Origin of the sequence: Streptomyces sp. NRRL F-525 (assembly GCF_000716605.1) — a bacterium.
GTDB lineage: Bacteria > Actinomycetota > Actinomycetes > Streptomycetales > Streptomycetaceae > Streptomyces.
This window is the reverse complement of sequence record NZ_JNXE01000015.1, coordinates 56,910-81,336: the sequence shown is the minus strand read 5'-3', so window position 1 is coordinate 81,336 and position 24,427 is coordinate 56,910. Positions and strand designations below refer to the sequence as shown.

The 24,427-nt window shown below is 69.7% G+C and carries 23 protein-coding genes; 6 read left to right on the top strand and 17 right to left on the bottom strand.

Going from position 1 to position 24,427, the window contains the following annotated elements:
• From OO69_RS22095 to hemL, 8 genes are all read right to left on the bottom strand, one after another.
• The gene (locus OO69_RS22095) at window positions 1–603 is read right to left on the bottom strand and encodes an RNA polymerase sigma factor (protein WP_033282583.1); all 603 of its coding nucleotides are present in this window, start codon (window positions 601–603) and stop codon (window positions 1–3) included.
• A gap of 129 nt (window positions 604–732) precedes the next feature.
• On the bottom strand, window positions 733–1,851 hold the full coding sequence (gene ccsB, locus OO69_RS22090; RefSeq protein ID WP_033282458.1) for a c-type cytochrome biogenesis protein CcsB: 1,119 nt from the start codon (window positions 1,849–1,851) through the stop codon (window positions 733–735).
• Window positions 1,848–4,202, bottom strand: a complete 2,355-nt coding sequence (locus tag OO69_RS22085) for a cytochrome c biogenesis protein ResB (RefSeq protein ID WP_420707896.1) — start codon at window positions 4,200–4,202, stop codon at window positions 1,848–1,850. The genes ccsB and OO69_RS22085 overlap by 4 nt, the downstream gene beginning before the upstream one ends.
• Window positions 4,203–4,205: 3 nt before the next feature.
• Window positions 4,206–4,967, bottom strand: coding sequence for a cytochrome c biogenesis CcdA family protein (locus tag OO69_RS22080; RefSeq protein ID WP_033282581.1), 762 nt, complete (start codon window positions 4,965–4,967; stop codon window positions 4,206–4,208).
• Window positions 4,968–4,976: 9 nt separating this feature from the next.
• The gene (locus OO69_RS22075) at window positions 4,977–5,579 is read right to left on the bottom strand and encodes a TlpA family protein disulfide reductase (RefSeq protein ID WP_033282457.1); all 603 of its coding nucleotides are present in this window, start codon (window positions 5,577–5,579) and stop codon (window positions 4,977–4,979) included.
• Window positions 5,580–5,657: 78 nt separating this feature from the next.
• Window positions 5,658–6,950, bottom strand: a complete 1,293-nt coding sequence (locus OO69_RS22070) for a lipoprotein (protein ID WP_033282456.1) — start codon at window positions 6,948–6,950, stop codon at window positions 5,658–5,660.
• 147 nt (window positions 6,951–7,097) lie between these two features.
• Window positions 7,098–7,784: a histidine phosphatase family protein gene (locus OO69_RS22065; protein ID WP_033282455.1), complete on the bottom strand. Its 687-nt coding sequence runs from the start codon at window positions 7,782–7,784 to the stop codon at window positions 7,098–7,100.
• Window positions 7,781–9,088: a glutamate-1-semialdehyde 2,1-aminomutase gene (hemL, locus tag OO69_RS22060; protein WP_033282580.1), complete on the bottom strand. Its 1,308-nt coding sequence runs from the start codon at window positions 9,086–9,088 to the stop codon at window positions 7,781–7,783. Before hemL ends, OO69_RS22065 begins: the two co-directional genes overlap by 4 nt.
• 676 nt (window positions 9,089–9,764) lie before the next feature.
• Between hemL and OO69_RS22055 the strand changes: the two genes are divergently transcribed.
• On the top strand, window positions 9,765–10,202 hold the full coding sequence (locus OO69_RS22055) for a hypothetical protein (protein ID WP_019061278.1): 438 nt from the start codon (window positions 9,765–9,767) through the stop codon (window positions 10,200–10,202).
• Between the two features lie 95 nt (window positions 10,203–10,297).
• Here the strand turns inward: OO69_RS22055 and OO69_RS22050 are convergent, their stop codons facing one another.
• The 4 genes from OO69_RS22050 to OO69_RS22035 form a co-directional block, all read right to left on the bottom strand.
• Window positions 10,298–11,338: an aldose 1-epimerase gene (locus tag OO69_RS22050; protein ID WP_051801148.1), complete on the bottom strand. Its 1,041-nt coding sequence runs from the start codon at window positions 11,336–11,338 to the stop codon at window positions 10,298–10,300.
• Between the two features lie 86 nt (window positions 11,339–11,424).
• Window positions 11,425–12,219, bottom strand: coding sequence for an ATP-binding cassette domain-containing protein (locus tag OO69_RS22045; protein ID WP_033282454.1), 795 nt, complete (start codon window positions 12,217–12,219; stop codon window positions 11,425–11,427).
• Window positions 12,216–13,250, bottom strand: coding sequence for an ABC transporter permease (locus OO69_RS22040; protein WP_051801147.1), 1,035 nt, complete (start codon window positions 13,248–13,250; stop codon window positions 12,216–12,218). Before OO69_RS22040 ends, OO69_RS22045 begins: the two co-directional genes overlap by 4 nt.
• 112 nt (window positions 13,251–13,362) lie before the next feature.
• The gene (locus tag OO69_RS22035) at window positions 13,363–14,481 is read right to left on the bottom strand and encodes a substrate-binding domain-containing protein (protein WP_051801146.1); all 1,119 of its coding nucleotides are present in this window, start codon (window positions 14,479–14,481) and stop codon (window positions 13,363–13,365) included.
• Window positions 14,482–14,629: 148 nt separating this feature from the next.
• Here OO69_RS22035 and OO69_RS22030 point away from each other — a divergent pair, with 148 nt between their 5' ends.
• The gene (locus OO69_RS22030) at window positions 14,630–15,697 is read left to right on the top strand and encodes a LacI family DNA-binding transcriptional regulator (RefSeq protein WP_033282453.1); all 1,068 of its coding nucleotides are present in this window, start codon (window positions 14,630–14,632) and stop codon (window positions 15,695–15,697) included.
• 132 nt (window positions 15,698–15,829) lie between these two features.
• The gene (locus OO69_RS22025) at window positions 15,830–16,651 is read left to right on the top strand and encodes an SAM-dependent methyltransferase (RefSeq protein ID WP_033282452.1); all 822 of its coding nucleotides are present in this window, start codon (window positions 15,830–15,832) and stop codon (window positions 16,649–16,651) included.
• Window positions 16,652–16,668: 17 nt separating this feature from the next.
• Here the strand turns inward: OO69_RS22025 and OO69_RS22020 are convergent, their stop codons facing one another.
• On the bottom strand, window positions 16,669–17,385 hold the full coding sequence (locus tag OO69_RS22020; protein WP_234444500.1) for a GPP34 family phosphoprotein: 717 nt from the start codon (window positions 17,383–17,385) through the stop codon (window positions 16,669–16,671).
• A 163-nt stretch (window positions 17,386–17,548) separates the two neighbouring features.
• Here OO69_RS22020 and OO69_RS51970 point away from each other — a divergent pair, with 163 nt between their 5' ends.
• Together OO69_RS51970 and OO69_RS22015 are read left to right on the top strand one after the other, a co-directional pair.
• The gene (locus OO69_RS51970) at window positions 17,549–17,701 is read left to right on the top strand and encodes a hypothetical protein (protein WP_158713410.1); all 153 of its coding nucleotides are present in this window, start codon (window positions 17,549–17,551) and stop codon (window positions 17,699–17,701) included.
• A 218-nt stretch (window positions 17,702–17,919) separates the two neighbouring features.
• Window positions 17,920–19,293 (top strand): histidine-type phosphatase, encoded by a 1,374-nt coding sequence (locus OO69_RS22015; RefSeq protein ID WP_033282576.1) that lies wholly within the window; start codon window positions 17,920–17,922, stop codon window positions 19,291–19,293.
• Window positions 19,294–19,334: 41 nt separating this feature from the next.
• On the opposite strand, the gene OO69_RS22010 is transcribed toward OO69_RS22015, so the two are convergent.
• The 4 genes from OO69_RS22010 to OO69_RS21995 form a co-directional block, all read right to left on the bottom strand.
• Window positions 19,335–20,786, bottom strand: coding sequence for a sensor histidine kinase (locus tag OO69_RS22010; protein ID WP_033282450.1), 1,452 nt, complete (start codon window positions 20,784–20,786; stop codon window positions 19,335–19,337).
• Entirely contained in the window at window positions 20,787–21,557 is a 771-nt protein-coding gene (locus tag OO69_RS22005) for a response regulator transcription factor (protein ID WP_078652524.1), read from the bottom strand.
• Between the two features lie 196 nt (window positions 21,558–21,753).
• Window positions 21,754–22,350, bottom strand: coding sequence for an FMN reductase (locus OO69_RS22000; protein WP_033282448.1), 597 nt, complete (start codon window positions 22,348–22,350; stop codon window positions 21,754–21,756).
• Complete coding sequence (locus OO69_RS21995; protein WP_033282447.1) at window positions 22,347–23,441, bottom strand: LLM class flavin-dependent oxidoreductase; 1,095 nt, start codon at window positions 23,439–23,441, stop codon at window positions 22,347–22,349. Before OO69_RS21995 ends, OO69_RS22000 begins: the two co-directional genes overlap by 4 nt.
• Before the next feature lie 105 nt (window positions 23,442–23,546).
• Here OO69_RS21995 and OO69_RS21990 point away from each other — a divergent pair, with 105 nt between their 5' ends.
• A complete protein-coding gene (locus OO69_RS21990; RefSeq protein WP_033282446.1) occupies window positions 23,547–24,377 on the top strand; it encodes a helix-turn-helix domain-containing protein in 831 nt (276 codons plus the stop codon).
• Window positions 24,378–24,427 lie beyond the last annotated feature (50 nt).

The window sequence follows — 24,427 nt, the reverse complement described above, 5'->3', positions numbered from 1 at the left end:
TCATCGCTTTTCCTCCCTCAGGGGCCCGACCGCACTGCCACGGTCACCTTTCATCTGTCCGTCCCGCAGGGGGAGTTCCATACTTTTGAGATGTTTCGCGAGCTTTGCGCGCGCCCGCGAGAGGCGCGACCGTACGGTCCCCACCGGTACCCCGAGCGCCTCGGCGGCGGCCTGGTAGTCGAGGCCGGACCACACGCACAGGGCGAGCACCTCGCGCTCGGCGCGCCGCAGGGTGGCCAACGCGGCGCGTACGAGGGCGAGTTCGGCGGTGTCGTCGAGGCGGGCGGCGACCTCGTCGGCGAAGTCGCGCTCGACCTCGTCACGGGGCAGCCGGGAGACGGCGGCCGCGTGTCTTCGGGCGGCGCGGCGGGTGTTGCGCGTGACGTTGGTGGCGATGCCGAGCAGCCAGGGCTGGAGCGAACCGCCCTCCTCGTCGAGCTTGCCGCGCAGGCGCCAGGCGTCCAGGAAGGTCAGCGACACGATGTCCTCGGCCTGCGCCCAGTCCCCCGTGAGCCGGAAGGCGTGGTTGTAGACGGAGCGTGCGTACGCGTCGAAGAGCTCGCCGAAGGCGTCGTGGTCCCCCGCGCGGATGCGTTTCCTCAACCGCAGATTCGTATCCACACCCCTCTACCTGTCCGGACGACGAAGGCCGGTTCCGGTGACCCATGTCACACGGAACCGGCCTGTGCCGTAAGGGAGTTGCGGGTTCGGGTTACTGCTTCGGGGTGCGGCTTACACGCCGGCGTAGGAGTGCTTGCCGCCGACGAAGATGTTGACGCCGTAGTAGTTGAAGATCCAGCAGCCGAAGGCGATCAGGGCCAGGTAGGCGGCCTTGCGGCCCTTCCAGCCGGCGGTGGCGCGGGCGTGCAGGTAGCAGGCGTAGGCGACCCAGGTGATGAACGCCCAGGTCTCCTTCGGGTCCCAGCCCCAGTAGCGGCCCCAGGCCGACTCGGCCCAGATCGAGCCCGCGATGATCGTGAACGTCCACAGCGGGAAGACGGCCGCGTTGACGCGGTAGGAGAACTTGTCGAGGTTCGCCGAGGCGGGCAGCCGCTCCATGACGGAGGTGGCGAAGGCGCCGGGCTTGCCGCCGTTCGCGAGCTTGCTCTCGTAGCTGTCCTTGAAGAGGTAGAGCAGCGTGCCCACGGCGCCCACGTAGAAGACCGCGCCGCAGATGATCGCCGTCGAGACGTGGATGTACAGCCAGTACGAGTGGAGGGCGGGAACCAATTGATCGCTGGCGGTGTACAAGACAGTGACGGCGATGCCGAGATCGAGGAGGACCGTCGTGACCAGGAACAGGCCGAGCCAGCGCACGTTCTTCTTGAGCAGCAGCAGCGTGAGGTACACGCCGACGGCGACCGTGGAGAAGGTGATGTTGAACTCGTACATGTTGCCCCAGGGCGCCCGCTCCACGGAGGCCGCGCGGGCGAGGACGCCGCTGAGCTCCACGAGGAACGCGAGGACCGTGAGGGACACGGCGATACGGCCGTAGAGGTCGCCCTGTTCGTCCCCGCCGTGCGCGCCGGGACCGTCCGGCACGTCGCGCGAGCCTGACGCGGCCCGGACGACGACCTTCGGCCGCTCCAGCACGGTGGTGCCGCCGGCGTTCTGCACGGTGACGGCGGGCGCGGCCGCCTTCTTCGCCTCGGCACCGGTCAGCGCGGCGGCCGTACGGCCGATCTTGCTGCGGCTGCCGAAGGTCCATTCGGCGATGTACGCGAAGAAGGCCAGGGTGTAGACGGCCATCGAGGAGTAGATCAGCGTGTTGCTGAGGTTGGCCAGGTGCTCGTTGGTCGCGGCGGCCAGATTGGTCACGGAGGCGATGTCGGTTGCGGCGGCGAGAGTCACTTCTCAGCCCCTTCGGCGGGTACGGGCGGTTCGACGCCGGAGTCGGAGTCGTGGGTGTCGGCGTCGGAGGTGGTGGGGGTCTTGGGGTCGTCGTCGGTCTTCGTGGCGTCTGCGGTCTTCGGGGCGTCGTCGGTCTTCGTCGGGCCGGTGGCTGGCTTGGGCGAGCTGGTGGCGGGCGTCGGCGAGCCGGTGGCGGGCGTCGGCGAGCCGGTGGCGGGCGTCGGCGAGCCGGTCTTGGACTTGGCCGAGCCCCTGTCCGTCTTCAGCGGGGCCTCATCGGTCTTCGCCGAGCCCTGGCCGGACTTCGCCGAGCCGGTCCCGGACGTGGGCGAGCCTGCCTCGGTCTTCGCCGAGCCGGTCTTGGACTTGGGCGAGTCATCGTCTGCCTTCGCCGAGCCGGTCTTGGACTTGGCCGAGCCCTCGTCGGTCTTCGCCGAGCCCCGGTCGGACTTCGTCAGCCCCTGGTCGGACTTCGTCGAGCCGGTGGCGAGCGCGGGCGGGCCGGTGTCGGACTTGGCCGAGCCACCGTCCGTCTTCACCGAGCCCCGGTCGGACTTCGTCGCCCCCTGGTCGGACTTCGCCGAGCCGATGTCGGACTTGGCCGAGCCGGTCTCGGACTTGGCCGAGCCACCGTCCGTCTTCGTCGGGGCCCGGTCGTGCACCAGTGCGGCCAGGTCGCCGAGTTCCTCGGGGAGTTTCGCGGACTCGCTGCGGCCGAGGCCGGCCATTTCGACGACCGTCACTCCGTCGGCGCCGCGCGCAGCCCGCACCCAGACGCGGCGGCGCTGGATGAACAGGGAGCCGGCCAGACCGACGATCGCGGTGAGCGCGCCGGCCAGGGCCCAGGTGGTGCCGGGCTGCTGGACGACCTGGAAGCCCGCCCACTCCTTGATCTGCTTGTCGAAGGTGATCGACCCGGCGCCGTTCGGCAGCTTCATCGTCTCGCCGGGCAGCAGCTGCGACTTGAGGATGGCGCCCTTGGCGGTCTTGAACTGCTTCAGGCCCTTGGTGTTCAGCTGGTACACGTTCTGCGGGATGCCCGAGTTGACGCCGAGGTCACCGTGGTAGCCGGTCACGTTGAGCACCGGGTAGTCGAGCCCGGGGTACTGGGAGAACATCGTGCCGCTGCCCTTGGCGTAGGTCGGCACGAACAGGGCGGCGAAACCGAGCTGTTCGGCGACGCCCTGGGCGTTCTTGTAGCCGTCGAGGACCTTGATCGCGCCCTGCGAGGTGACGTTGGAGTCGATCGGCAGCATCGGCACGGCCTGGTGGAAGACCACGTTGCCCTTGCCGTCCCGGACGGTGACGACCGGGGCGTAGCCGTGGCTGACGAGGTAGACCTTCGAGTCGCCGATCTCCAGCGGCTCGTTGACCTTGATCGTGTGCTTCTCGGACTTGCCGTACGCGCCGAGGCTGTAGGTGATGTCGGCCTGGAAGGTGCTCGGGGTGCCGCGGTTGGGGCCGGTGCGCTCGTAGGTGCCGATGAAGTTCTTCAGGTTGAAGCTGAAGGGCACGAGGTCGTCGTCGCTGAAGAGGTTGCCGGACTTGAAGTCGTCGTACTGGGTGAGGGTGTTGGAGAAGCCGTCGCCCTCGACGATCAGCTTGTCGCCCTCGGACTTGAAGAGCTGGCCCCAGGCAAAGGCGATCAGCATCACGATCAGCGCGAGGTGGAAGAGGAGGTTGCCCGTCTCGCGGAGGTAGCCCTTCTCGGCGGCTACGGCGTCCCCGTCGACGTGCGCGCGGAAGCGGCGCTTCCGCAGGGTCGCGAGGGCGACCTCGCGGACCTCGTCCGGCTCGGCGGCGGTGCGCCAAGTGGCGTACGCGGGAAGGCGGTTGAGGCGCTTGGGCGCACCCGGCGGGCGGCCGCGGAGCTGGCCGACGAACTGCCAGGTGCGCGGGATGATGCAGCCGATGAGGGAGACGAAGAGGAGGACGTAGATCGCGCCGAACCAGGCCGAGCCGTAGACGTGGAAGAGGCCGAGCTTCTGGTAGATCGGGCCGAGCGTCTTGTGCGCGTCCTGGAACTCGGAGACCTTCAGCGCGTCGGTGCCGGACTGCGGGATCAGCGAGCCGGGGACCGCGCCGAGCGACAGCAGGAACAGCAGCATCAGCGCGACCCGCATCGAGGTCAGCTGCCGCCAGAACCAGCGCGCCCAGCCGAGCACTTCACGACCGGTCCAGACGAGCCAGCCGGTGAGGCCGGGCCTGCGGCTGCCGCCGAAGGAGCCGGGCATGGCGGTCTCGACGGGGGCCGTGGAGAGCTGGGAGCCGGCGGCGCCGAGGTCCTGGTCGTCGCCGGAGGGGTCGGCCCGGGGCGTCTCGGCGGGCGAGTCGGCGGTCGTCTTGCTCATCGATCAGATCCCTACAGTGAAGCCGTCGGACCAGCCCTGCATGTCCTGCACCAGCGCGTCCCAGGCGCCGGTGAGCAGCAGCACGCCGGTCACGATCATCATGGTGCCGCCGACGCGCATCACCCAGACATAGTGGCGCTTGACCCAGCCGAAGGCACCGAGCGCCTTGCGGAACGCGACCGCGGTGAGGACGAAGGGGACACCCAGGCCGAGACAGTACGCGACGGTCAGTATGGCGCCGCGACCGGCACCCGCCTGGGTCATGGAGAGCGCCTGCACGGACGCGAGGGTGGGGCCGACGCACGGCGTCCAGCCGATACCGAACAGCGCACCCAGCAGCGGAGCGCCTATCAAGCCGGTCGTCGGCCGCTTGTGGAAGCGGAACTCACGCTGGGTCAGCCAGGGCATCATCCCCATGAAGAACACGCCCATGAGGATCATGAGCACGCCCAGCGTCTTGGACAGGACGTCCTGGTTCTCCTGCAGCGTCTGCCCGAAGTACCCGAACAGCGCCCCGCCCGACACGAACACGACGGTGAAACCGAGGACGAACAGGGAGGCACCCGCGACCATCCGGCCGCGCCGGGCCTCGCCCAGGTCGGTGCCGCTGACGCCGGTGACGTAGGAGAGGTAGCCGGGGACGAGCGGCAGGACGCACGGGGAGAAGAAGGAGACGAGTCCGCCGAGCACGGCGATCGGCAGCGCGAGCAGCAGGGCCCCGTCGTAGACCGTGTGGTTCAGGCCCGTGGATGCGGCGGCAAGCAGCACGTCAGCTCACTTCTCCGCGATGACCGGGTCGAGCATCTCGCGGAGCTTGTCCTCGCTGAGTGCCTGGAGGGCCCGCGCCGCGATCTTGCCGTCCCGGTCGATGACGATCGTGGAGGGGATGGCCTGCGGGTTGAGCGTGCCCTTCTTGAAGCGGAGCATCAGCCGGCCCGTCGGGTCGTAGAGACTCGGGTACGGGACGGCGTACTTCTTCTCGAAGGCGACGGCCGGTTCGGTGCTGGTGTCACGGGTGTTGAGGCCGACGAACTGGACGTCCTTGTCCGCGGTGGCCTTCGCGACCTGGACGAGGTTGTCCGCCTCGGCGCGGCACGGGGAGCACCAGGAGCCCCACACGTTGACGACGAGGACCTTGCCCTTGTAGTCGGCGGTGCTCAGGGTCTTGCCGTCGATGGTCTTGCCGGACAGGTCGGGGGCGGCCTGGCGGTCGCCCTTCTTGACGGTCGCGATGCCGTCGGAGCCGGTGATGAAGTTGGTGTTGCCCGAACCTCCGGAGGTGCCTCCGGAACTGCACGCGGACAGCACCAACGCGGCGACGGCTACACCGGCGGTCGACAGGACGGCGCGGCTACGGGCGCGGCTGGCGGCACTCATGTGAAAAGTTTCGCATGCCCGTTCTGGGGATCTTGCGCGCCCCCCTCACGGGCGGAAACCCGCATTTCAGGCGACGTTTCAGGCAGCGCTTCCGGTGGCCGACGAGGAACTGCTCGGGCTCGCGGCCAGGAAGGACTTCCAGCCGCCGGCCGGTGCCTGGCCGACATCGAGGGTGCGCAACTGGGCCAGCACCTCGGGCTTCTGCACGTCGATCCAGTCGGTGAACTGCTTGAAGGAGACGAGCCGTACGTCCTCGCCCTTCTCCTTCAGCTGGGCGATGTGCTTGAAGGCCTGCTCGACGGCGTCCATGTAGATGCCGCCGTTCCAGTGCTCGAAGTGGTTGCCGATGAAGAAGGGGGCGCGGTTGGACTCGTACGCGCGCTGGAAGCCGGAGATGTAGGCCTGCGCGGCCTGGGTACGCCAGCCCGGGTAGTTGTAGGCGGGCGCGTTGGTGGAGTTGACCGACTGGTTGGCCAGCATGTTGTAGTCCATCGAGAGGACCTCGAAGCTGTGCCCGGGGAAGGGGACCGCCTGGAGGGGGTAGTCCCAGACGCCGTTGCGCTTCACGGGCCAGACCTGGCGGCCGCCGGGCGAGGAGGCGTCGTAGCGCCAGCCCAGCGAGCGGGCGGTGGGCAGCAGGTTGTCCTGGCCCAGCAGGCAGGGGGTGCGGCCGCCGACGAGCTCCTTCTCGTAGTCGAAGGGCAGGGACGGCAGGTCGTGCCAGCCGGTGTTGGTGCGCCACTCCTTGACGAAGGACTTGGCCTGGTCGATCTCGCTGCGCCACTGCTGGGGCGTCCAGTTGCCGACCGTGCCGTAGCCGGAGCAGAAATGGCCGTTGAAGTGGGTGCCTATCTCGTGGCCTTCGAGCCACGCGCGGCGGACGTTGGTCAGGGTCGCCTTGACGTGTTCGTCGGTGAGGTAGCCGATGTCGGAGGCGCCGCGCGGGTTGTTCGGCGGGTTGTACAGGCGCTTCTTCGACTCGGGCAGCAGATAGATGCCGGAGAGGAAGAAGGTCATGCTCGCGCCGTGCTGCTTGGCGAGGTCGAGGAAGCGCGGGAACAGGCCGTTGCCCACCTCGCCCGCGCCGTCCCAGGAGAAGATCACGAACTGCGGCGGGGTCTGCCCCGGCTCCAGCGGCACGGGCTTGGTGGGCTGCTTGGGCTGGGCGCCGGTGAAGGAGGTGGAGCCGTCACCGATGGGCTTGGCCCGGGGCTCCATGGACTTGGTGGGACCGCCGGAGGAGCCCTTCCCGGAACCGCCCGAGGAGGACTTCGACCCGTCCGAGCCGAGCGTCCCGCACCCCGCGAGTCCTACGGCCGCCGCGGCGCCCGCACCGACTCCGAGCGCTCCTCGTCGAGTGAGACTCCGCATTGCTTCCCCATCCGTCGCGTCCTCTGTGGTCTACCTGTGAGAGGACGCGACGGACAAGAAAGTTCGCCGTGAACGATGTGGGTTGCGAAACAAATGTCACAGAGCTGTCACGAGCCCTGCCCCTGACGAGTGGTCACCCCGTGTTTGTCAGGCGCCGAACGCTTTGTCCTTGCCCTTGACGGGCTTCGCGCCGGCGAGGAGATGGGCCGGGACGAGATCGCGGGCCGGCTCGGTGTAGCCGACGGACACGATCTTGTCGCCGCGGTACGTGAAGGTCGTCAGCGACGCGAGCGTGCACTGCCGCTTGCGCGGGTCGTGCCACAGCCGCCGCCGCTCGACGTACGACCGCACGATCCAGATCGGCAGCTGATGGCTGACCAGCACCGCCTCGTGACCGCGCGCGGCGTCCTTGGCGGCGTCCAGCGCGGCCACCATGCGGACGACCTGGTCGACGTAGGGCTCGCCCCACGACGGCTTGAACGGGTTGACGAGGTACTTCCAGTTGTCGGGCTTCTTCAGCGCGCCGTCGCCGACCCCGAAGGTCTTGCCCTGGAAGACGTTGTCGGCCTCGATGAGCCGCCCGTCGGTCCCGAGGTCGAGCCCGTGCGCCTTGGCGATCGGCGTGGCGGTCTCCTGCGCGCGCTCCAGCGGGGAGGCGACGACGTGGGTGACATCGCGGGAGGAGAGGTGCTCGGCGACCCGGTCGGCCATCTGCCGGCCCAGCTCGGAGAGGTGGTAGCCGGGCAGGCGGCCGTACAACACCCCTTCCGGGTTGGCGACTTCGCCGTGCCGCATCACATGGACGACGGTGATGTCGGTGTCACTGCTGGTCATCGGGTGGCCTCCGCCGCCGCTCGGGCCGCCGCCGGGAGGGCGTCGGCGATCCGCTGGATGGCCCCTTCGTCGTGGGCCGTGGACACGAACCAGGACTCGAAGGACGAGGGCGGCAGATAGACCCCGCTCGCCAGCATCGAGTGGAAGAACGCGGTGAAGCGGTACGACTCCTGCGCCTTGGCGTCCTCGTAGTTGCGCACGCTCCGGTCGGTGAAGAACACGGAGAACATGTTGGAGGCGTTCTGGATCCGGTGCGCGACGCCTTCCTTGGTGAGCGCCTCGGTGACGAGCGACTGGATCTGCGCGGACACGGCGTCGATCGTGTCGTAGGCCGCGTCGTCGAGGAGCCGCAGCTGGGCGAGGCCGGCGGCGGTCGCGACCGGGTTACCGGAGAGGGTGCCGGCCTGGTAGACGGGCCCGGCGGGGGCGAGGTGGGCCATGATGTCGGCGCGCCCGCCGAACGCGGCGGCGGGGAAACCGCCGCCCATCACCTTGCCGAAGGTCATGAGATCGGGAGTGACCCCGTCGATCCCGAACCACCCGGCCCTGCTGGTCCGGAACCCGGTCATGACCTCGTCGGAGATGAAGAGGGCACCGTTCTTACGGCAGGCGTCCTTCAGCCCCTGGTTGAACCCGGCGACGGGCGGCACGACGCCCATGTTCCCGGGCGAGGCCTCCGTGATGACGCAGGCGATCTCACCGGGATGCCGGTGGAAGGCCTCGTTGACGGCTTCGAGGTCGTTGTACGGCAGGACGATCGTGTCGCCGGCCTGGGCGCCGGTGACGCCGGGGGTGTCGGGCAGCGCGAAGGTGGCAACGCCACTGCCCGCGGCGGCGAGAAGGGCGTCGACGTGACCGTGGTAACACCCGGCGAACTTGATGACCTTGGGCCGCCCGGTGAACCCGCGGGCGAGCCGGATGGCGGACATGGTCGCCTCGGTACCGCTGCTGACGAGCCGCACCTGCTGCACGGGCTCGACGCGGGCGACGATCTCCTCGGCGAGCGCGACCTCGCCCTCGCCGGGGGTGCCGAAGGAGGTGCCGCGCGAGACGGCGTCGTGGACGGCGGCGATGACCTCGGGCTGCGAGTGCCCGAGGATCATGGGACCCCAGGAGCAGACGAGGTCGACGTACTCGCGCCCGTCCGCGTCCGTCAGATAGGGGCCGTTGCCGGAGACCATGAACCGGGGCGTGCCGCCGACGGCGCGGAAGGCGCGCACCGGGGAGTTCACGCCGCCGGGTGTGACGACCGACGCACGGTCGAAGAGAGCCTGCGAGACGGGGGCGTCGTAGGGATAGGGCAGGGCGTGCGGCGCTCCGCTCGCCCCTCCGCTGGGCGTTTCGCTGGTTCCGCTGGGCGTTTCGGTCATGACCTGCGACTTCTCCGGCTTCTCGGACTTCTGGGACTTCCGGGACTTCCCGCTGTTCTTGGGCTCCGGCGACTCAGTGACCTCCTCAGGGTAGGCGGCGGGAGACCGGGCAGGGGCCCCCACCCGTCTGCGAGACTGGGACCTGATACACACAGACACACACAGCTCATGCGGGCGACGGTGTTCAGGGCTTGCGCAGATCCTGCGGACAGGTGTTTCAGCGCACGTTTCGGCGGGCGGCCGTGGGGGAGGTCACTGACACGATGATCGGGTTGCGCGGCGAGGGTCACGCGTCCTGGAAAAGCAGTCGGGTGGAGATATGCATCGCGGTGGCGGACTGGGCGAGGGGACTGACGACCTGGGTCCTCGGCGTGCCCGGCGGGGGAAGCACCGGCGCGACGAGGAGGAAGCCGCCGAGGCACGGCGGGGCGGGCCCGGATCGGGCCTGGGTCCCGGTGCGGGCGCGAGTTCGGGATCGGGATCGGGACCCGGCATGGGATCTGGTTCGGGATCGGGATCGGGTTCGGTTTCGGGTGAGTCGGATCGGGATGAGCGACGTATCGAACGTCGGATCGATCAGTTGCGGGCGGGGAGCAGGAATGGTGGTCGGGTGGGGGTGACGTACAAATACTTCGGCGCGCCCGACGGCGCGACCGCGGCCCGCGTCCCGATCTCGATGCGCCCCGAGGAACTCGGCGGCGACGAGCTCGGGATGAACGGCATGTTCACCAAGATCAAGCCGGAGACGATGGCCGCGATGGTCCTCACCGGCATCGAGGGCGTCCCGCTCAACAAGGTGCCCCCGCTGGAACTGGTCGTCCTCCACCCCGACTACGCCGTCGTCAAACTCCCGATGACGGTCGTCGACCCGCTCCGCGGAATCGGCGAGGAGGCGGTCGGCGCGGCGGCGTTCATCTGGTCGACGGTGCCGGACCGGGGTGGGCCTCGGGACGCGTTCAATGTGTACCAACTGCTGCACGAGTGGCAGGACTTCAGCCATCGGTTGCATGAGGCGGGGCATCAGCCTTATTGCCTGGTGTGGCCGTGAGGTGAGGGTTCGTGGTGTGTGGGCGGGGTTCTCGGACCCCGCCTTTTGCATGTCCCGGTAGGAGCATGTCCCGGTAGGGGCCCTCGGGCGACAGCTCAGCGCGTCGAGGGCCGGTACGTGACCCCGAAGCGGAACTCCCGCTGCCGACCCGGCTCCAGGGACAGGGTGTTGGCGTGTTCGGGGCGGTTGTAGGCGTCGGTGGGGGCCTCGACGGGTTCCAGGGCGATGGAGGCGCGCCGGTCGCGGGCCAGGGTGTCACCGGTGAAGACGTGCAGGTAGCCGCCGTGCTGCCACACCCGGAGTTCGGCTCCGGTCGCGGGGTCGCCCAGTACCGTCTCGGTCCGGCCGCCGGGTCCGGGGGCCAGGTCCGCGAAGCAGGCGTCGATGACCGCGTCGCCGAGCCTCCTGGGCGTACGGAAGTCCAGGTCGGGGCAGCGGTCCAGGGGCAGCAGGGCCTCCTTTCCGGGCAGGGGGATGAGGGAGGCATCGGTGCGGATCAAGGTGTGGGCGGGGATCTGCAGGACCAGGTCGTCGACGGGGCGGGAGAGAGTGAAGTAGGGGTGCCAGCCCGATGCGTAGGGGGCCGTGGTCTCCCCTACGTTCGTCGCCCTGATCGCGATGCCCAGCTCGCGGCGGCCGATCGTGTACTCCACGTCGAGGTCGAGCGCGAAGGGGTAACCGGGGTGCCTGTCCGGTCTGATGCTCGTGCTGCGCAGCAGCAGCCGCGCGGAGTCGGCCGTCGTGGTGGCCCCGACGAGCCGGAACGGCGCCTCGCGCGCGAAGCCGTGGTAGACCGTGCGGTCCCCGACGCGGCCGGGGAGCAGGTCGTGGTCGCGGCCGCCGTAGTGGTAGCGGCCGTCGGCGACACGGTTGGAGAACGGGGCGAGCAGGCCCGCCCGTACGCCGTCCTGCGAGAGCAGTTCCGCCTCGTCGCGATAGCCGTCCGTCAGTTCGGTCAGTTCGGTGGGCTGGCCGGCCGCTCCGCGTGCGACCTGCCAGCTCAGCAGCGTCGCCCCGCGCAGGGCGAGGACTACGCGCACGGAGCCGTCCGGTGCGGAGACGGTCACGGTGGGTTCGTCGCCGAGGCGGCCTTCGGTGATCCGGTACGTGTCGGCCGTGGCGCCCCTGTCTGCCACCCGACTTCCGGGAGCAGCTTCTTCACCCTCGCCACGGCCCGTCACCCGACCTCCGGAACGAGCCTCCTCACCCCCGCCACGCCCCGTCACCCGGCTTCCGGAACAAGCTTCTTCGCCCCCGTCATGATGGCCACCGCGTCCTCCATCGAGTGGGACTGCGGGGTGATGACCCCGGCGCGGCCGCCGAGGCGCTGGATGTGGATGCGGTCGGCCACGTCGAAGACGTTGGGCATGTTGTGGCTGATCAGGATGACGCCGAGGCCCTGGTCGCGCAGGTCGCGGACGAGTTTGAGGACCTGGCCGGTCTCGCGGACGCCCAGCGCGGCGGTGGGTTCGTCGAGGATGACGACCCGGCCGCCGAACGCGCCCGCCCGGGCCACGGCCACCGACTGGCGCTGGCCGCCGGAGAGTGTCTCCACGGCCTGGTTGATGTTCTGCAGGGTGCTGATGCCCAACCGCTTGATGTGGTCGGCCGCCTGACGCTTCATCTCGCCGGTGTCGAGCATGCGGAACACCGAGCCGAGCACACCCTTGCGGCGTATCTCGCGGGCGAGGAACAGGTTGCTCGCGATGTCCAGCGCCGGGGCCACGGCGAGGGTCTGGTAGACGGTCTCGATGCCGGCCTCGCGGGCGTCCTGCGGGCGTTTGAAGTTCACCTCGGTGCCGTCGACCAGGATGCTGCCCTGGTCCGGGACGAGCGCCCCGGAGAGGCACTTGATCAGGGTGGACTTGCCGGCGCCGTTGTCGCCGATGACGGCGAGGACCTCGCCGGGGTAGAGGGTGAGGTCGACGTCGTTCAGGCCGACGACCCGGCCGAAGACCTTGACCAAGCCCTTGGCCTCAAGAACAGGGGCGGGGGTGGTGGCGGGGGCAGTCGTCATGACTTCACACTCCTTATCCACTGGTCGACGGAGACAGCCGCGATCACCAGCACGCCGACCGTCAGGACTTGGTAGTTGGGGTCGATCCCGGCCAGCGCCAGACCGTTGACGAAGACCTGGACGATGAGCGCGCCGATCAGCGAGCCGAGCACCACGCCCCGTCCGCCGAACAGACTGGTGCCGCCGATGACGACGGCGGTGATGGACTGCAGGTTGGCGTTGAGGCCGCTGTTCGGGTCGCCGCCGCCGACCCGGCCGACCAGGATCCAGGCGCCCACCGCGATGGCGAACCCGCCGACCACATACGCGCTCAGCAGCACCCGGTTGACGGAGATGCCGGCGAGGCGGGCGGCCTCGATGTCGTCGCCGACGGCGTACAGGTGGCGGCCCCAGGCGGTGTAGCGCAGCGCGTAGCCGATCACCGCGTACAGGGCGATCATGAGCAGGACGCCGGTGGTCAGGTTCAACTGCCCTATGGAGACCGTGTCCGCGCTCCACATGAGGATGTTGCCGGGCTGCAGCGAGACGGTCTGGCCCTTGGCGTAGATGAGCGTGATGGCGGTGAAGATGCTGAGGGTGCCGAGCGTGACGATGAACGGCGGCAGCTTGATCTTCGTCACCAGCAGCCCGTTGACGGCCTGCGCGGCGATGGCTACGGCCGCTCCCGCGAGCAGGGCGAGCACGCCCGGCACGCCGTTGTCCGCGACGAGCTTCGACATCAGCAGCGAGGCCAGCACCATGACCGCGCCGATGGACAGGTCGATGCCGGCCGTGAGGATGATGACGGTCTGGCCTACGGCCAACGAGCCGATGACGGCCACCTGTTGGGCGACGAGCGACAGGTTCTGCAGCGCGTAGAAGCGGTCGTTGACGAGGGAGAACACGATGGCGGCGAGCACCAGGACGATCGCCGGGCTGAGGGCGGGCTGACGGTGCAGCACCGACTGGATGCGCTGGGCCGGCGTGGCGGGCCGGTTGAGGAAGTCCTCCGCCGGCGCCGGTGTGGCTTCACTGTCCACGTGGGTGGTCACAGGGGGTCCTTCCGGTTCTGTCCCTCGTGCGGGCCTTCATACGACTGGTGGGCTCGTGTGATGCGCGTGGGCTGCCGGTACTTGTACGGGGCAGCCCACCCGGCCGACCGGATCAGCTCCCCCAGCACGCGGAAGCGGCCTGCGTCGGCGACTGGACCGTCAGCCCGCCGAGGGCCTTCGCGGCGACCAGCGCCGTGCCGGTGTCGTAGAACGACTTGCCGTTGGTGACGCTGGGCTTGCTGCCGCCGCGGGCCAGTTTCGCGATGGAGCTGACGCCGAGGGCCGCCATCTTCCCCGGGTACTGCACGGCGTCGGCCGCGAACTTGCCGCTGGTGACGTTCTTCAGGCCCGAGCAGCTGCCGTCGATCGCGTAGATCGCGACGCTCTTCTCCTTGTTCGCCGCCTTCAGCGCGTTGTACGCGCCCTCGCCCGCCGGTTCGTTGATCGCGTAGACCACGTTGATGTCCGGGTTGGCCGACAGGCAGTTCTCCATCGCGGTGCGTCCGCCGTCGATGGCGCCCTGGGTCGGCTGGTGACAGGCGATCTTGTACGTGCCGCCCGAACCGCCGGTGTACTTCCCGGACTTGGCCTCCTTGCCGTTCTCGGTCTTGCTGCCCGGGTCGATGCCCATGCCCTCCAGGAAGCCGTGGTCGCGGTCGATGTCCACCGAGACGACCTGGTTGTTGAACAGGTCGAGCATGGCGATGACCGCGGGCTTGCCGTTCAGGGCCGCCGCCGCGTACTGGCCGTCGAGCTTGCCCGCCTGCTCGTTGTCGGTGGCGTAGGTGATGTCCGCGACGTTCGCCGGGTTGGGCGCGGTGTCCAGGGCGATCACGAAGAGGCCGGCCTGCTTGGCACGCTTCAGCGCGGTGTTCACCGCGTCGCCGTTGGTGGTGATCAGGATGCCCTTGTCGCCGCGCGAGACGGCGTTGTCGATGGCGGTGATCTGGGTCTGGGTGTCGCCGTCCGACGTGCCCGCCGCGACCGTGAGGCTCACCTTGTCCTTGGTGGCCTGCGTCTTGGCGTCCTTCTCCATGCTCACGAAGTACGGGTTGCTCAGCGTCTTCAGGATCAGTGACACACCCACCTTCCCGCTGCCGGACGACGAGGAGCCCGAGTCGGAGGAACCGCAGGCCGCGAGGGTGGCGCCGAGGCAGATGGTGACGCCGACGGCTGCCGCCCGGGTGCGCCGACTGCGGAGGCCGGATATCTGGGTGGAGGAGAGGTTCATGGCGTGATCCCTTTCGAGCCGGCCCTTGGTCGACGCTGAGACAACGTTGACTCGACGGGATAGTGGGCCCGTATGGACGAGCGCGTCAAGACACTGGTAAACATGCGTCGGCAACGAGTCGGTAACGCGGAATCAGTTGGAGACAACGATGACCCTGGGCGAGCCGCCGTCGCCGTCCCCGCGCAGCCGCCCCACCATGCGTGAGGTGGCGGCACTGGCAGGCGTCGCCATCAAGACGGTCTCCCGCGTGGTCAACGAGGTGCCCACCGTCGATCCGGCCATCGTCGCCCGGGTGCGTGACGCGGCCGACAAACTGGGCTACCGGCCGAACCTGACCGCCAGCAGCCTGCGCCGCGGGGACGGCCGTACGGCCACGATCGGGATGCTCGTCGAGGACTCGGCGAACCCCTTCTCGGCGGCCCTGAGCCGCACCGTCGAGAACGTGGCGCGCGAGCGCGGAGTGCTCGTGCTGGTCGGCAGCCTGGACGAAGACCCGGCGCGGGAACGGGAGTTGGCCCGCGCTCTGATCGACCGGCGGGTCGACGGCCTGGTGATCGTGCCGGCCGGCCGTGACCACAGCTATCTGATCAGCGAGCAGCGGTCGGGCACCCGCATGGTCTTCGTCGACCGCGAGCCCAGCCTGCTCGACGCGGACACCGTCGTCTCCGACAACCGGCAGGGCGCCCTCACCGCCGTCAACCACCTGCTGAAGGCCGGCCACCGCCGCATCGCCTACCTCGGCGACCGCGCGACCATCTCCACCGCCGCCCAGCGCTTCGACGGCTACCGGCACGCCCTGGAAGTCGGGCACATCGAGTACGACGACGGGATCGTCCGGCACGCGGGGGCCAGCGAGGAATCCGCGATCGCCGCGACCCGGCAGCTCCTGGCGCTGCCGAACCCGCCCACCGCCCTGTTCACCAGCCAGAACCTCGTCACCATCGGAGCCGTACGAGCCCTGCGCGCCCTCGGCCTGCAGAACACCGTCGCCCACGTGGGCTTCGACGACTTCCCCCTGGCCGACCTCCTCAGCCCGGGGATCTCCGTCATCGCCCAGGACGTCGAGCAACTGGGCAGGACAGCCGCCGAGATGCTCTTCCGCAGACTGGACGACGACCGGTCACCCACCCGCGCCGTCACCATCCCGACCCGGCTGATCGAGCGGGGCTCCGGCGAGATCACGGCACTCGCGCCATCCCCCGGGGCGTCGGCCTGACGGTCTCGCGGAAGTCGCCCTACGACCGACGGGAACTTCGGGAACCGTATTGCCCGGTGTGGCCCTGACCCCGGCGGCAGGCGTGTCAGGATGATGATCTGACAGCGACTCTTCAAGACGGAGCCTGGCCTCATGACCTCTCCCAGCGGGGACGGCAGTGGCGCGCAGCCACTGATCATCGACACCAGCAAGCCCCACCCGGCCCGGATGTACGACTACTTCCTCGGCGGCAAGGACAACTACGAGGTCGACCGGGAGGCCGCCGAGCAGTTCATCAAGGCGGCGCCGGAGGTGCGGGAGGGCGTGCGGGCCAACCGGCGCTTCATGCACCGGGCCGTCCGGCACGTCGTCGAGGAGGGCGGGGTGCGCCAGATCCTCGACATCGGCACCGGCCTGCCCACCGAGCCGAACGTGCACCAGATCGCGCACGCCATCGCCCCGGACACGCGGATCGTCTACGTCGACAACGACCCGATCGTCAGCACGCACTCGATGGCCCTCATGGAGGACACCGACACCTCCGTCATCCTGGCCGACCTGCGCGACCCCCGCTCGATCCTCGACCACCCCGAGGTCCGCAAGGCCATCGACTTCGACCAGCCGGTCGCGGTCCTGCTCGTCGCCGTCGTCCACTTCCTGTCCGACGACGGCGACGACCCCTACGGCATCGTCGCCACCCTGCGCGACGCGCTGCCGGCCGGTTCCTACCTCGTGCTGTCGCACGCCACGGGCGACGTCCACGAGGACGGCCGCCACGACGCGGCCTCCGTCTACAACCGGGCCACCGCCACCCTCAACCTCCGCACGCACGCCCAAGTCCTGGACTTCTTCGGCGACTTCACCCTCGTCGACCCGGGCCTGGTCCGCGTCACCCACTGGCGCCCCGAGGAGCCCCCGGCCCCCGGCGCCGCGCCGATCGGCATCTACGGCGGGGTGGCCCGCAAGGACAACTAGCCACCGGCGCCCAGCAGTCAGTCCCCGATCGTGATCGTCCTGCCCTCCCGGCCCGGCAACGAGAAGCCCAGCACGGTGCTCGTGTCCCGCAGGGTTTCCGGGAGGGCGCCCGCCGCGCCGATGCCGCGGGCGCGTTCGAGGCGTTGCGGGCGGGTCAGGGTGAGCCCGAAGTCCTTCGTGAGCCCGGCGCCGTCCAGCAAGTCGCAGAGGAACAGCATGTGTTCGTCGAGCGGCACCTGTTCGGCACGGACGGCGCGGACACCGTTGAGCAGGGCGGTACGGAGGACCGGGTCCGGGTGATGTCGGGTTCTGGTGAGGAGCGTGCCGGGGCGGTGGCGCAGCACCCCTCGCTCGGTGAGGGCATCTGTGTGGAATGCCAGCGCTTCCCGCCCGCGCTCCCTGAGCCAGCGGGTCACCGTCAGAGGGCGGGGAGCGAGGCCGGCTGCGCGGGCCCCTAACGCGGACAGCAGGTCGTCCGCCCAAGCCAGGCCTGTGCGGGCCGTGTTGGGCGACAGTTCGATCTCACCGCGGAGCTGGTAGATCTCGACGCCCAGCTTTCTGGTCTTCCGCGGCCTGACCAACAGCCGTCTGCGCAGGGCCAGTTCACCCAGCTCCGCCGCCGCACAACCGGCCGCCGTCTGACCGGAGTTGGGCACCCTGCCGTTCTCCCCGTACGACAACAGGGCGAACTCCTCGGGCAGGGACAGGCGTTGGAGCGCGGCGGGTCCGAACATGCGGTGCATTCTGCACGGCACGGCGTGATGGTGGTGCCAGCTGCACCCCCAACCAGGTAGCCCACCCCCTCGTGGCGGCGGCCCGGCGACGGCATCGTTGATCTCACAAGGCCAAGGTCAAAGGCCAAGGCCGAAGTCAACGACTCGCCGGAAGGAAACCGACATGCCTCACACCGCCGTCTCCCTCACGAAGGCCGCCCGCGCCGCCCAGCCGTCCCCCTCCCGGCGAACTCCGCACACCACCCCCCGCGTGATGCCTCTCTGGCAGGCGATGGCCCACCTGTTCGCGCCGGCCGACGGCACACTGCGCCCGTGAACCCACGCGCCCGAACAACATGCCTACTCCCCGCAGGCTGTGGTTATTTCTAACCGGTCACCTGAGCGGACAGCGGTTAGATTTACCCCCAGCCTCCAGCAACCCCCCGCACAGCCGACAAGCGCCGACAAAGCACCGCCAAAACGCCGCGAAAGCCAGGCCCTCGGAGTCACCCCCAGTGCACCTGCCGTTCACGTCTCCCGCGAAACATGCGCCTCATGAGACGTGTCACTCCCGCCCTGGTCCTCGGCATATCCGCGCTGCTGGCCACCCCGTTCGCCGCCCAGGCCGCCCCCGGCAACGGCAACGCCCACACCGACAGCTACGGCACCAAGGCCGTGTACCAGCCGGAGCAGAACTCCCGCTCGTACCAGAAGGTCCCGGCCGGTTTCACCCCCGTGTTCACCGAGAACGTGTCGCGGCACGGGTCCCGTTCCGCGACCGACAGTTCGGACGGCGATCTGATCCTCGCGCTGCTCGACAAGGCGCAGGCCGAGGGCCAACTCACCGCGAAGGGGCTGGAGTTCGGGCCCAAGGCGCAGGCGCTCGAAGCCGCCATGAGTGCCGTCGGGTACGGCGACCTCAGCGCGCGCGGCAAGGAGGAGATCCACGACACCGCCGTACGGATGGCGAAGCGGCTGCCGACCCTCTTCGCGTCGATCGCGGAGAACAAGGAGCCCATCGATGTCGTCAGTTCGGGGCAGGGGCGTGCCGTCGACAGTGCCAATCTCTACGGCGCCGCGCTCGCGCAGACCGACCCCGACCTGACCTCCCTCATCGGCGCGACCCGTACCGACAAGGACCTCCTGTACTTCCACAAGGCCGACGGCGGGGCCGCCTACCGCGACTACATCGCCAACGACAAGCGCCTCGCGGCCACCCTCAAGGCAGTCACCGACCAGCCGAAGACCCACCGCGCGGCACGTGACGTACTGAAGAAGCTGTTCAAGCCGGCGTTCGTGGACCGGATCACGGCGGGCGAGTTCGCGTCGATCGGGACCGACGTCGAGGCCGCCACCGCCGTCTACAACCTGTACGCCATCGCCCCCGCGATGAGCGAGGAGAGCCCGGGCGGCAAGGGCTGGGGCATGGACCGGTACATCTCGGCGGGCGACGCCGACTGGTTCGGGTACATCTCCGACGCCGAGGACTTCTACGAGAAGGGGCCGGGCTTCGCGGACAGTGACATCACGTACAAGATGGCGAACGTCCTGCTCGACGACTTCTTCAAGAAGGCCGAGGCCAAGCGCGACGGCACGAGCGACCTGGGCGCCGAACTCCGCTTCACCCACGCCGAGGAGATCATCCCGCTGGCCGCGCTGATGGGCCTGCCGGGGAGTACGAAGGGCGTCACCACCGCCAAGCCGTACACCTACGGCAGCAACCCGTGGCGGGGAGCGGCCGTCGCGCCGCTCGGCTCCAACATCCAGTGGGACGTGTTCCGCAAGGGCAGCACCTACCTCGTGCGGATGCTCTACAACGAGAAGGAGACAGCGTTCAAGGCCGGCTGCCGTCCCGTCTCGAAGGGCAGCAAGTTCTACGACCTGAACGAGCTGGAGCGCTGCTTCGGGCGTACGGCCTCCAACGGCTGACCCGGCGGCCGGTCGACTCCCGCCCCGGGCGCGTCAGTTCCTCAGCCCCGGCCGCGTGTCCCGGGTCCCGTCCTCGGTTCCGCGACACCCCCGACCGTGAACCCGATCACCGACCCGCCGCCGTCCCGTCGTAGCGCGAACGGTGCTCCGCCGTGCGCCAGCGCCACCTCGCGGACGATCGAGAGGCCGAGGCCCGAGCCGGGGAGGGAACGGGCGTCGGCGGCGCGGTAGAAGCGGTCGAAGATGCGGAAGAGGTCGGTTTCGGAGACTCCGGGGCCGCGGTCGAGGACTTCGACGCGGACCGTACCCGGGCGGGCCGGGCCCGAGATCGAGATCTCGATCGGGGTCTGGCCCGCGCGGTCGAACTTGGCCGCGTTCTCGACGAGGTTGGAGATCGCGCGCTGGAGCATGCCGGGGCGGCCGTCGGTCGTCGTGTCGCCGCTCGCGCGGACGGTGATGTCACGGCCGGTGCGGCGACGGGCGAGACCCGCCACGTCCTCCGCGATGTCGGCGAGGTCGACCTGCTGGGGCGGTTCGGTGTCGGACTGGCCCGCCGCCAGGTCCACCAACTCGTTGACCAGGTCGGTGAGTTCGCGGGCCTCCAGCGAGAGGTCGGCGACCAGTTCCTCGCGCGTGGCGGGCGGCAGCTCGTCGATCCGCCGCAGCAGGGAGATGTTCGTACGGAGAGAAGTCAGCGGGGTGCGGAGTTCGTGGCCCGCGTCCTGGATCAGGCGGCGCTGGTCCTCCTCCGACTGCGCGAGGCGCCCGAGCATCCGGTCGAAGGCCCGGCCCAGGCGGCCCACCTCGTCGTAGCCGGTGACCGGGACCTGGACGCCGAGCCGACGCGTGCGGGCCACGTCCTCGGCGGCGGCGGTGAGGATGATGAGGCGGCGCGTGATGCGCCGCGCCAGCCACCAGCCGCACAGCCCGGCCAGCACGACCACCGCCGCCATCAGCACGAACGTCCGCTGCTGCAGCGCCCGCAGCAGATCCTCCGTGTCGCTGAACTCCTGCGCGACCTGCACCGCGCCCCGCCCGGCGCCGAGCGAGACGGTCGCGATGCGGTACACGTCCTCGCCGACGGCGACGTCCTTGTGCTCCACCGTCTTCCCGGCGATCCGCTCGCCCGCGATCGCCCGGTCGTCGCCGGTGACGGGCAGCGCCGGGCTCCCGCTGTCGAGGACCCCTCCGTCCCGCCCGAGCACCTGCACATCCGTACGGGCCGGCCGCACGATGTCGTGACCTGGCGCGGAGGAGGAGAAGTCCTCGGTCGTCATCTGGTGCGTCCGCACCTCGTCCTGCAGATCCTGGACGACCTGGTCGAACACGGACTCCTGGTCGACCCGGACCAGCCGGGCCGCGGCGCCGTAGGACAGCACGCCGACGAGCAGCGTGACCACCGCGGTCACCGCCGCGAAGGACAGCACGAACGTGGTGCGGAGTGAAACCAGTCTGGGTCGCCTGGTGGCCACGAACCGCCGCAGGCGGCCCACTCAGTCCTCCCGCAGCACGTAACCCACGCCACGCACCGTGTGGATCAGCTGCGGCGCGCCGGGCTCGTCGAGCTTGCGGCGCAGGTAGCCGACGTAGACGGCGAGGTTCTTGGAGCCGGGGCCGAAGTCGTAGCCCCAGATGCGGTCGTAGATCGTGGAGTGGTCCAGGACGATGCCCGCGTTGCGCACGAGCAGTTCGAGGAGCTCGAACTCGGTCCGGGTCAGCTCCAGTTCACGCTCGTCGCGCCAGACGCGGCGGGCCTGGAGGTCCATGCGGAGGCCGGCCGCGGTGATCTGCTTGTCGGCGGGCGTGGTCGCGTATGCCGACTGCGGGCCGTCCCGTAGTACGTCCGTGGCGGCGCCGGAGGCGGTGGTCGCGCCGGGGACGCCGTTCGCCGGGACCGGGCTGGTGCGGCGGAGCAGGGCGCGCAGCCTCGCGAAGACCTCTTCCACGTCGAAGGGCTTCACGACGTAGTCGTCGGCGCCCGCGTCCAGGCCCGCGATGCGGTCGGCGGTCTCCACGAGTGCCGTCAGCATGAGGATCGGGGTGCGGTCGCCCTCGGCGCGCAGTACCCGGCAGACCTGGAGGCCGTCGATGCCGGGCATCATCACGTCGAGAAGCAGCACGTCCGGTGGGGTGCGGTGGGCCTGCGCGAGCGCCTCGACACCGTCGGCGACCGCGGTCACCTGGTAGCCCTCCAGGGTCAGGGCCCGCTCCAGGGCATGACGGATGGCACGGTCGTCTTCGGCGAGCAGCACAGTCTGGGGCACGGCACCCAGTGTGCCAAGGCCTCCGGCGGTTGACCGGTGGGGGCAGGTCTACGATCACCCTTTTTACCTGGCTCTCACCGAGGTGGGCGCAACCCGGGGTGTCCTCCTACCGTCTTCTCACGGTCGGGTGCGTCGGGGTGACCGTCCCTGGGGGCTGCGCCCCCAGACCCCCATCGGCCCTGAAGGGGCCTCGTCCTCAAACGCCGGACGGGCTGATATTGAGCGCCGCTAGCTGGTCCGCGAACGGTACGACCGTCGGCTCGCTCGCCGGGCGCGTTGTCGACAAGCCCTGCATCAGAGTTGCCAGCTCCCCCGCCGCCCGTTCGATCCGCCCCGGCAGGCCCTCCGCGCCCCAGTCCTCCGAGGCGGCGTAGACCCCGGTCGGGACGACCACGGCTCGGAGGTAGGCGAAGAGGGGACGGAGGGCGTGTTCCAGTACCAGGGAGTGGCGGGCGCTGCCGCCGGTCGCCGCGATGAGTACCGGCTTGCCGACCAGCGCGTCCTTGTCCAGCACATCGAAGAAGGACTTGAACAGTCCGCTGTACGACGCCGAGAACACCGGCGTGACGGCGATCAGTCCGTCGGCCTCGGCGACCGCGTCGAGGGCGGCCGCGAGCTTCTTGCCGGGGAAGCCGTTGGTGAGGTTGTGGGCGATCTCGACGGCGAGGTCGCGCAGCTCCACGACCTCTGTCTCCGCCGGCGCGACGCCCGCCGTGGCGTTCGCCAGCCGGTCGGCCAGCAACCTCGTGGACGACGGGACACTCAGCCCCGCCGAGACGACTACGAGCTTCATGCGACGCTCACCTCCTGAGCGGACTTGGCGGACTTGAGGGACTCGTGGGTCGGCGCGTCCGGCACATCCGCCGGACGGTTCGCCGCGAACTCCTTGCGGAGCACCGGTACGACCTCCTCGCCCAGCAGGTCCAGCTGCTCCAGGACCGTCTTGAGCGGCAGCCCGGCGTGGTCCAGCAGGAACAGCTGGCGCTGGTAGTCACCGGCGTACTCCCGGAACGCGAGGGTCTTCTCGATGACCTCCTCCGGGGAACCGACCGTCAGCGGGGTCTGGTCGGTGAAGTCCTCCAGGGAGGGCCCGTGTCCGTAGACCGGAGCGTTGTCGAAGTACGGGCGGAACTCGCGGATCGCGTCCTGGGAGTTGCGCCGCATGAAGACCTGGCCGCCCAGCCCGACGATCGCCTGCTCCGGCGTGCCGTGGCCGTAGTGCGCGTACCGCTCCCGGTACAGCTCGACCATCCGCTTGGTGTGGTCGGCCGGCCAGAAGATGTTGTTGTGGAAGAAGCCGTCGCCGTAGAAGGCGGCCTGCTCGGCGATCTCGGGCGAGCGGATCGAGCCGTGCCAGACGAACGGCGGTACGTCGTCCAGCGGACGCGGCGTCGACGTGAAGCCCTGCAGCGGGGAGCGGAACTTGCCCTCCCAGTTCACTACGTCCTCGCGCCACAGGCGACGGAGCAGGGCGTAGTTCTCGATGGCGAGGTTGATGCCCTGGCGGATGTCCTGGCCGAACCACGGATACACCGGGCCGGTGTTGCCACGGCCCATCATCAGGTCGACCCGGCCGTCGGCCAGGTGCTGGAGCATCGCGAAGTCCTCCGCGATCTTCACCGGGTCGTTGGTGGTGATGAGGGTGGTGGAGGTGGAGAGGATCAGCTTCTCCGTCCGCGCCGCGATGTAGCCGAGCATCGTGGTGGGCGACGAGGGCACGAACGGCGGGTTGTGGTGCTCACCGGTCGCGAAGACGTCGAGCCCGACCTCCTCGGCCTTCAGCGCGATGGCGACCATGGCCTTGATGCGCTCACGCTCGGTCGGCGTCCGTCCGGTGGTCGGGTCCGGTGTGACGTCGCCGACGCTGAAGATCCCGAACTGCATGGTCGTTCACCCTCCAGGTTGTTGATTATTCAACTATACCCTCCAACGGCCACCCCCCTCACACATATTCCGCGCACTGTCAGTGGGCGGTTCTACGATCCGTACATGGCCGTCCCGCACCGCGACACCCGAGGAATCGTCGACCCCGCCGAACTCCTCGCCCGCGTGCGCTTCCGCCGCCCCGAACCCGCCGAACCCCTCCGCCCCTACATCGAGCACTACTGGCTGATCGACTGGGACCTGACCGAGCCCTACGTCTCCCACGTCGTCCCGCACCCGGCCGTGCACATCGTCTTCCAGCGCCTCGCCGACGAGGACGCCTTCGTCGAGATCGCGGGCATCCCGAACGGCCTCTTCGCCCAGAAACTGGAGGGGCGGGGGCGGGTCTGCGGCATCAAGTTCCGCCCCGGCGCCTTCCGTTCCGTCGCCCCGGACCGCCCGGTGTCCGACTGGACCGGGCAGCGGGTCCGGCAACCCGACGTGTTCCCGGACATCGACCCCGCCACGGTCCTCGACCTCCCCGACGAGACCGCCCGCGTCGCCGCCCTCGACACCTTCCTCCTCGCCCTCACCCCCCGGCCCGACCCGCAGGCCGACCTCGCGACCACCCTGGTCGACCGCATCCGCACCGACCGCACGATCCGCCGCGTGACCGACTTCGCCCACGCGGAAGGCCTGTCCGTACGGCTGCTGCAACGCCTCTTCGCCGCGTACGTCGGCGTCGGCCCGAAGTGGGTCATCCTGCGCTACCGCATCCACGAGGCCCTGGAGCGGGCGGGCGCCGAGGAACCCGTGGACTGGGCGGGCCTGGCCGCCGACCTCGGCTACGCCGACCAGGCCCACCTGGTCCGGGACTTCACGGCGACGGTCGGGGTGACACCGACGGCGTACGCGCAGGGCGTCCAGGGCGTACAGGGAGTCCAGAGCGCGCCCTGACCAACCCATCGCGTTAATCCGGTTGACCGGCGAGGGGCTCCTCACACACA

Coding starts and splice junctions, on each gene's coding strand:
- OO69_RS22085 (WP_420707896.1), bottom strand. CDS start 4,202: ATGAGCAAGACGACCGCCGACTCGCCCGCCGAGACGCCCCGGGCCGAC.
- OO69_RS22075 (WP_033282457.1), bottom strand. CDS start 5,579: ATGAGTGCCGCCAGCCGCGCCCGTAGCCGCGCCGTCCTGTCGACCGCC.
- OO69_RS22070 (WP_033282456.1), bottom strand. CDS start 6,950: ATGCGGAGTCTCACTCGACGAGGAGCGCTCGGAGTCGGTGCGGGCGCC.
- OO69_RS22065 (WP_033282455.1), bottom strand. CDS start 7,784: ATGACCAGCAGTGACACCGACATCACCGTCGTCCATGTGATGCGGCAC.
- OO69_RS22045 (WP_033282454.1), bottom strand. CDS start 12,219: ATGACGACTGCCCCCGCCACCACCCCCGCCCCTGTTCTTGAGGCCAAG.
- OO69_RS22035 (WP_051801146.1), bottom strand. CDS start 14,481: ATGAACCTCTCCTCCACCCAGATATCCGGCCTCCGCAGTCGGCGCACC.
- OO69_RS22030 (WP_033282453.1), top strand. CDS start 14,630: ATGACCCTGGGCGAGCCGCCGTCGCCGTCCCCGCGCAGCCGCCCCACC.
- OO69_RS22025 (WP_033282452.1), top strand. CDS start 15,830: ATGACCTCTCCCAGCGGGGACGGCAGTGGCGCGCAGCCACTGATCATC.
- OO69_RS22020 (WP_234444500.1), bottom strand. CDS start 17,385: ATGTTCGGACCCGCCGCGCTCCAACGCCTGTCCCTGCCCGAGGAGTTC.
- OO69_RS51970 (WP_158713410.1), top strand. CDS start 17,549: ATGCCTCACACCGCCGTCTCCCTCACGAAGGCCGCCCGCGCCGCCCAG.
- OO69_RS22015 (WP_033282576.1), top strand. CDS start 17,920: ATGAGACGTGTCACTCCCGCCCTGGTCCTCGGCATATCCGCGCTGCTG.
- OO69_RS22000 (WP_033282448.1), bottom strand. CDS start 22,350: ATGAAGCTCGTAGTCGTCTCGGCGGGGCTGAGTGTCCCGTCGTCCACG.
- OO69_RS21995 (WP_033282447.1), bottom strand. CDS start 23,441: ATGCAGTTCGGGATCTTCAGCGTCGGCGACGTCACACCGGACCCGACC.
- OO69_RS21990 (WP_033282446.1), top strand. CDS start 23,547: ATGGCCGTCCCGCACCGCGACACCCGAGGAATCGTCGACCCCGCCGAA.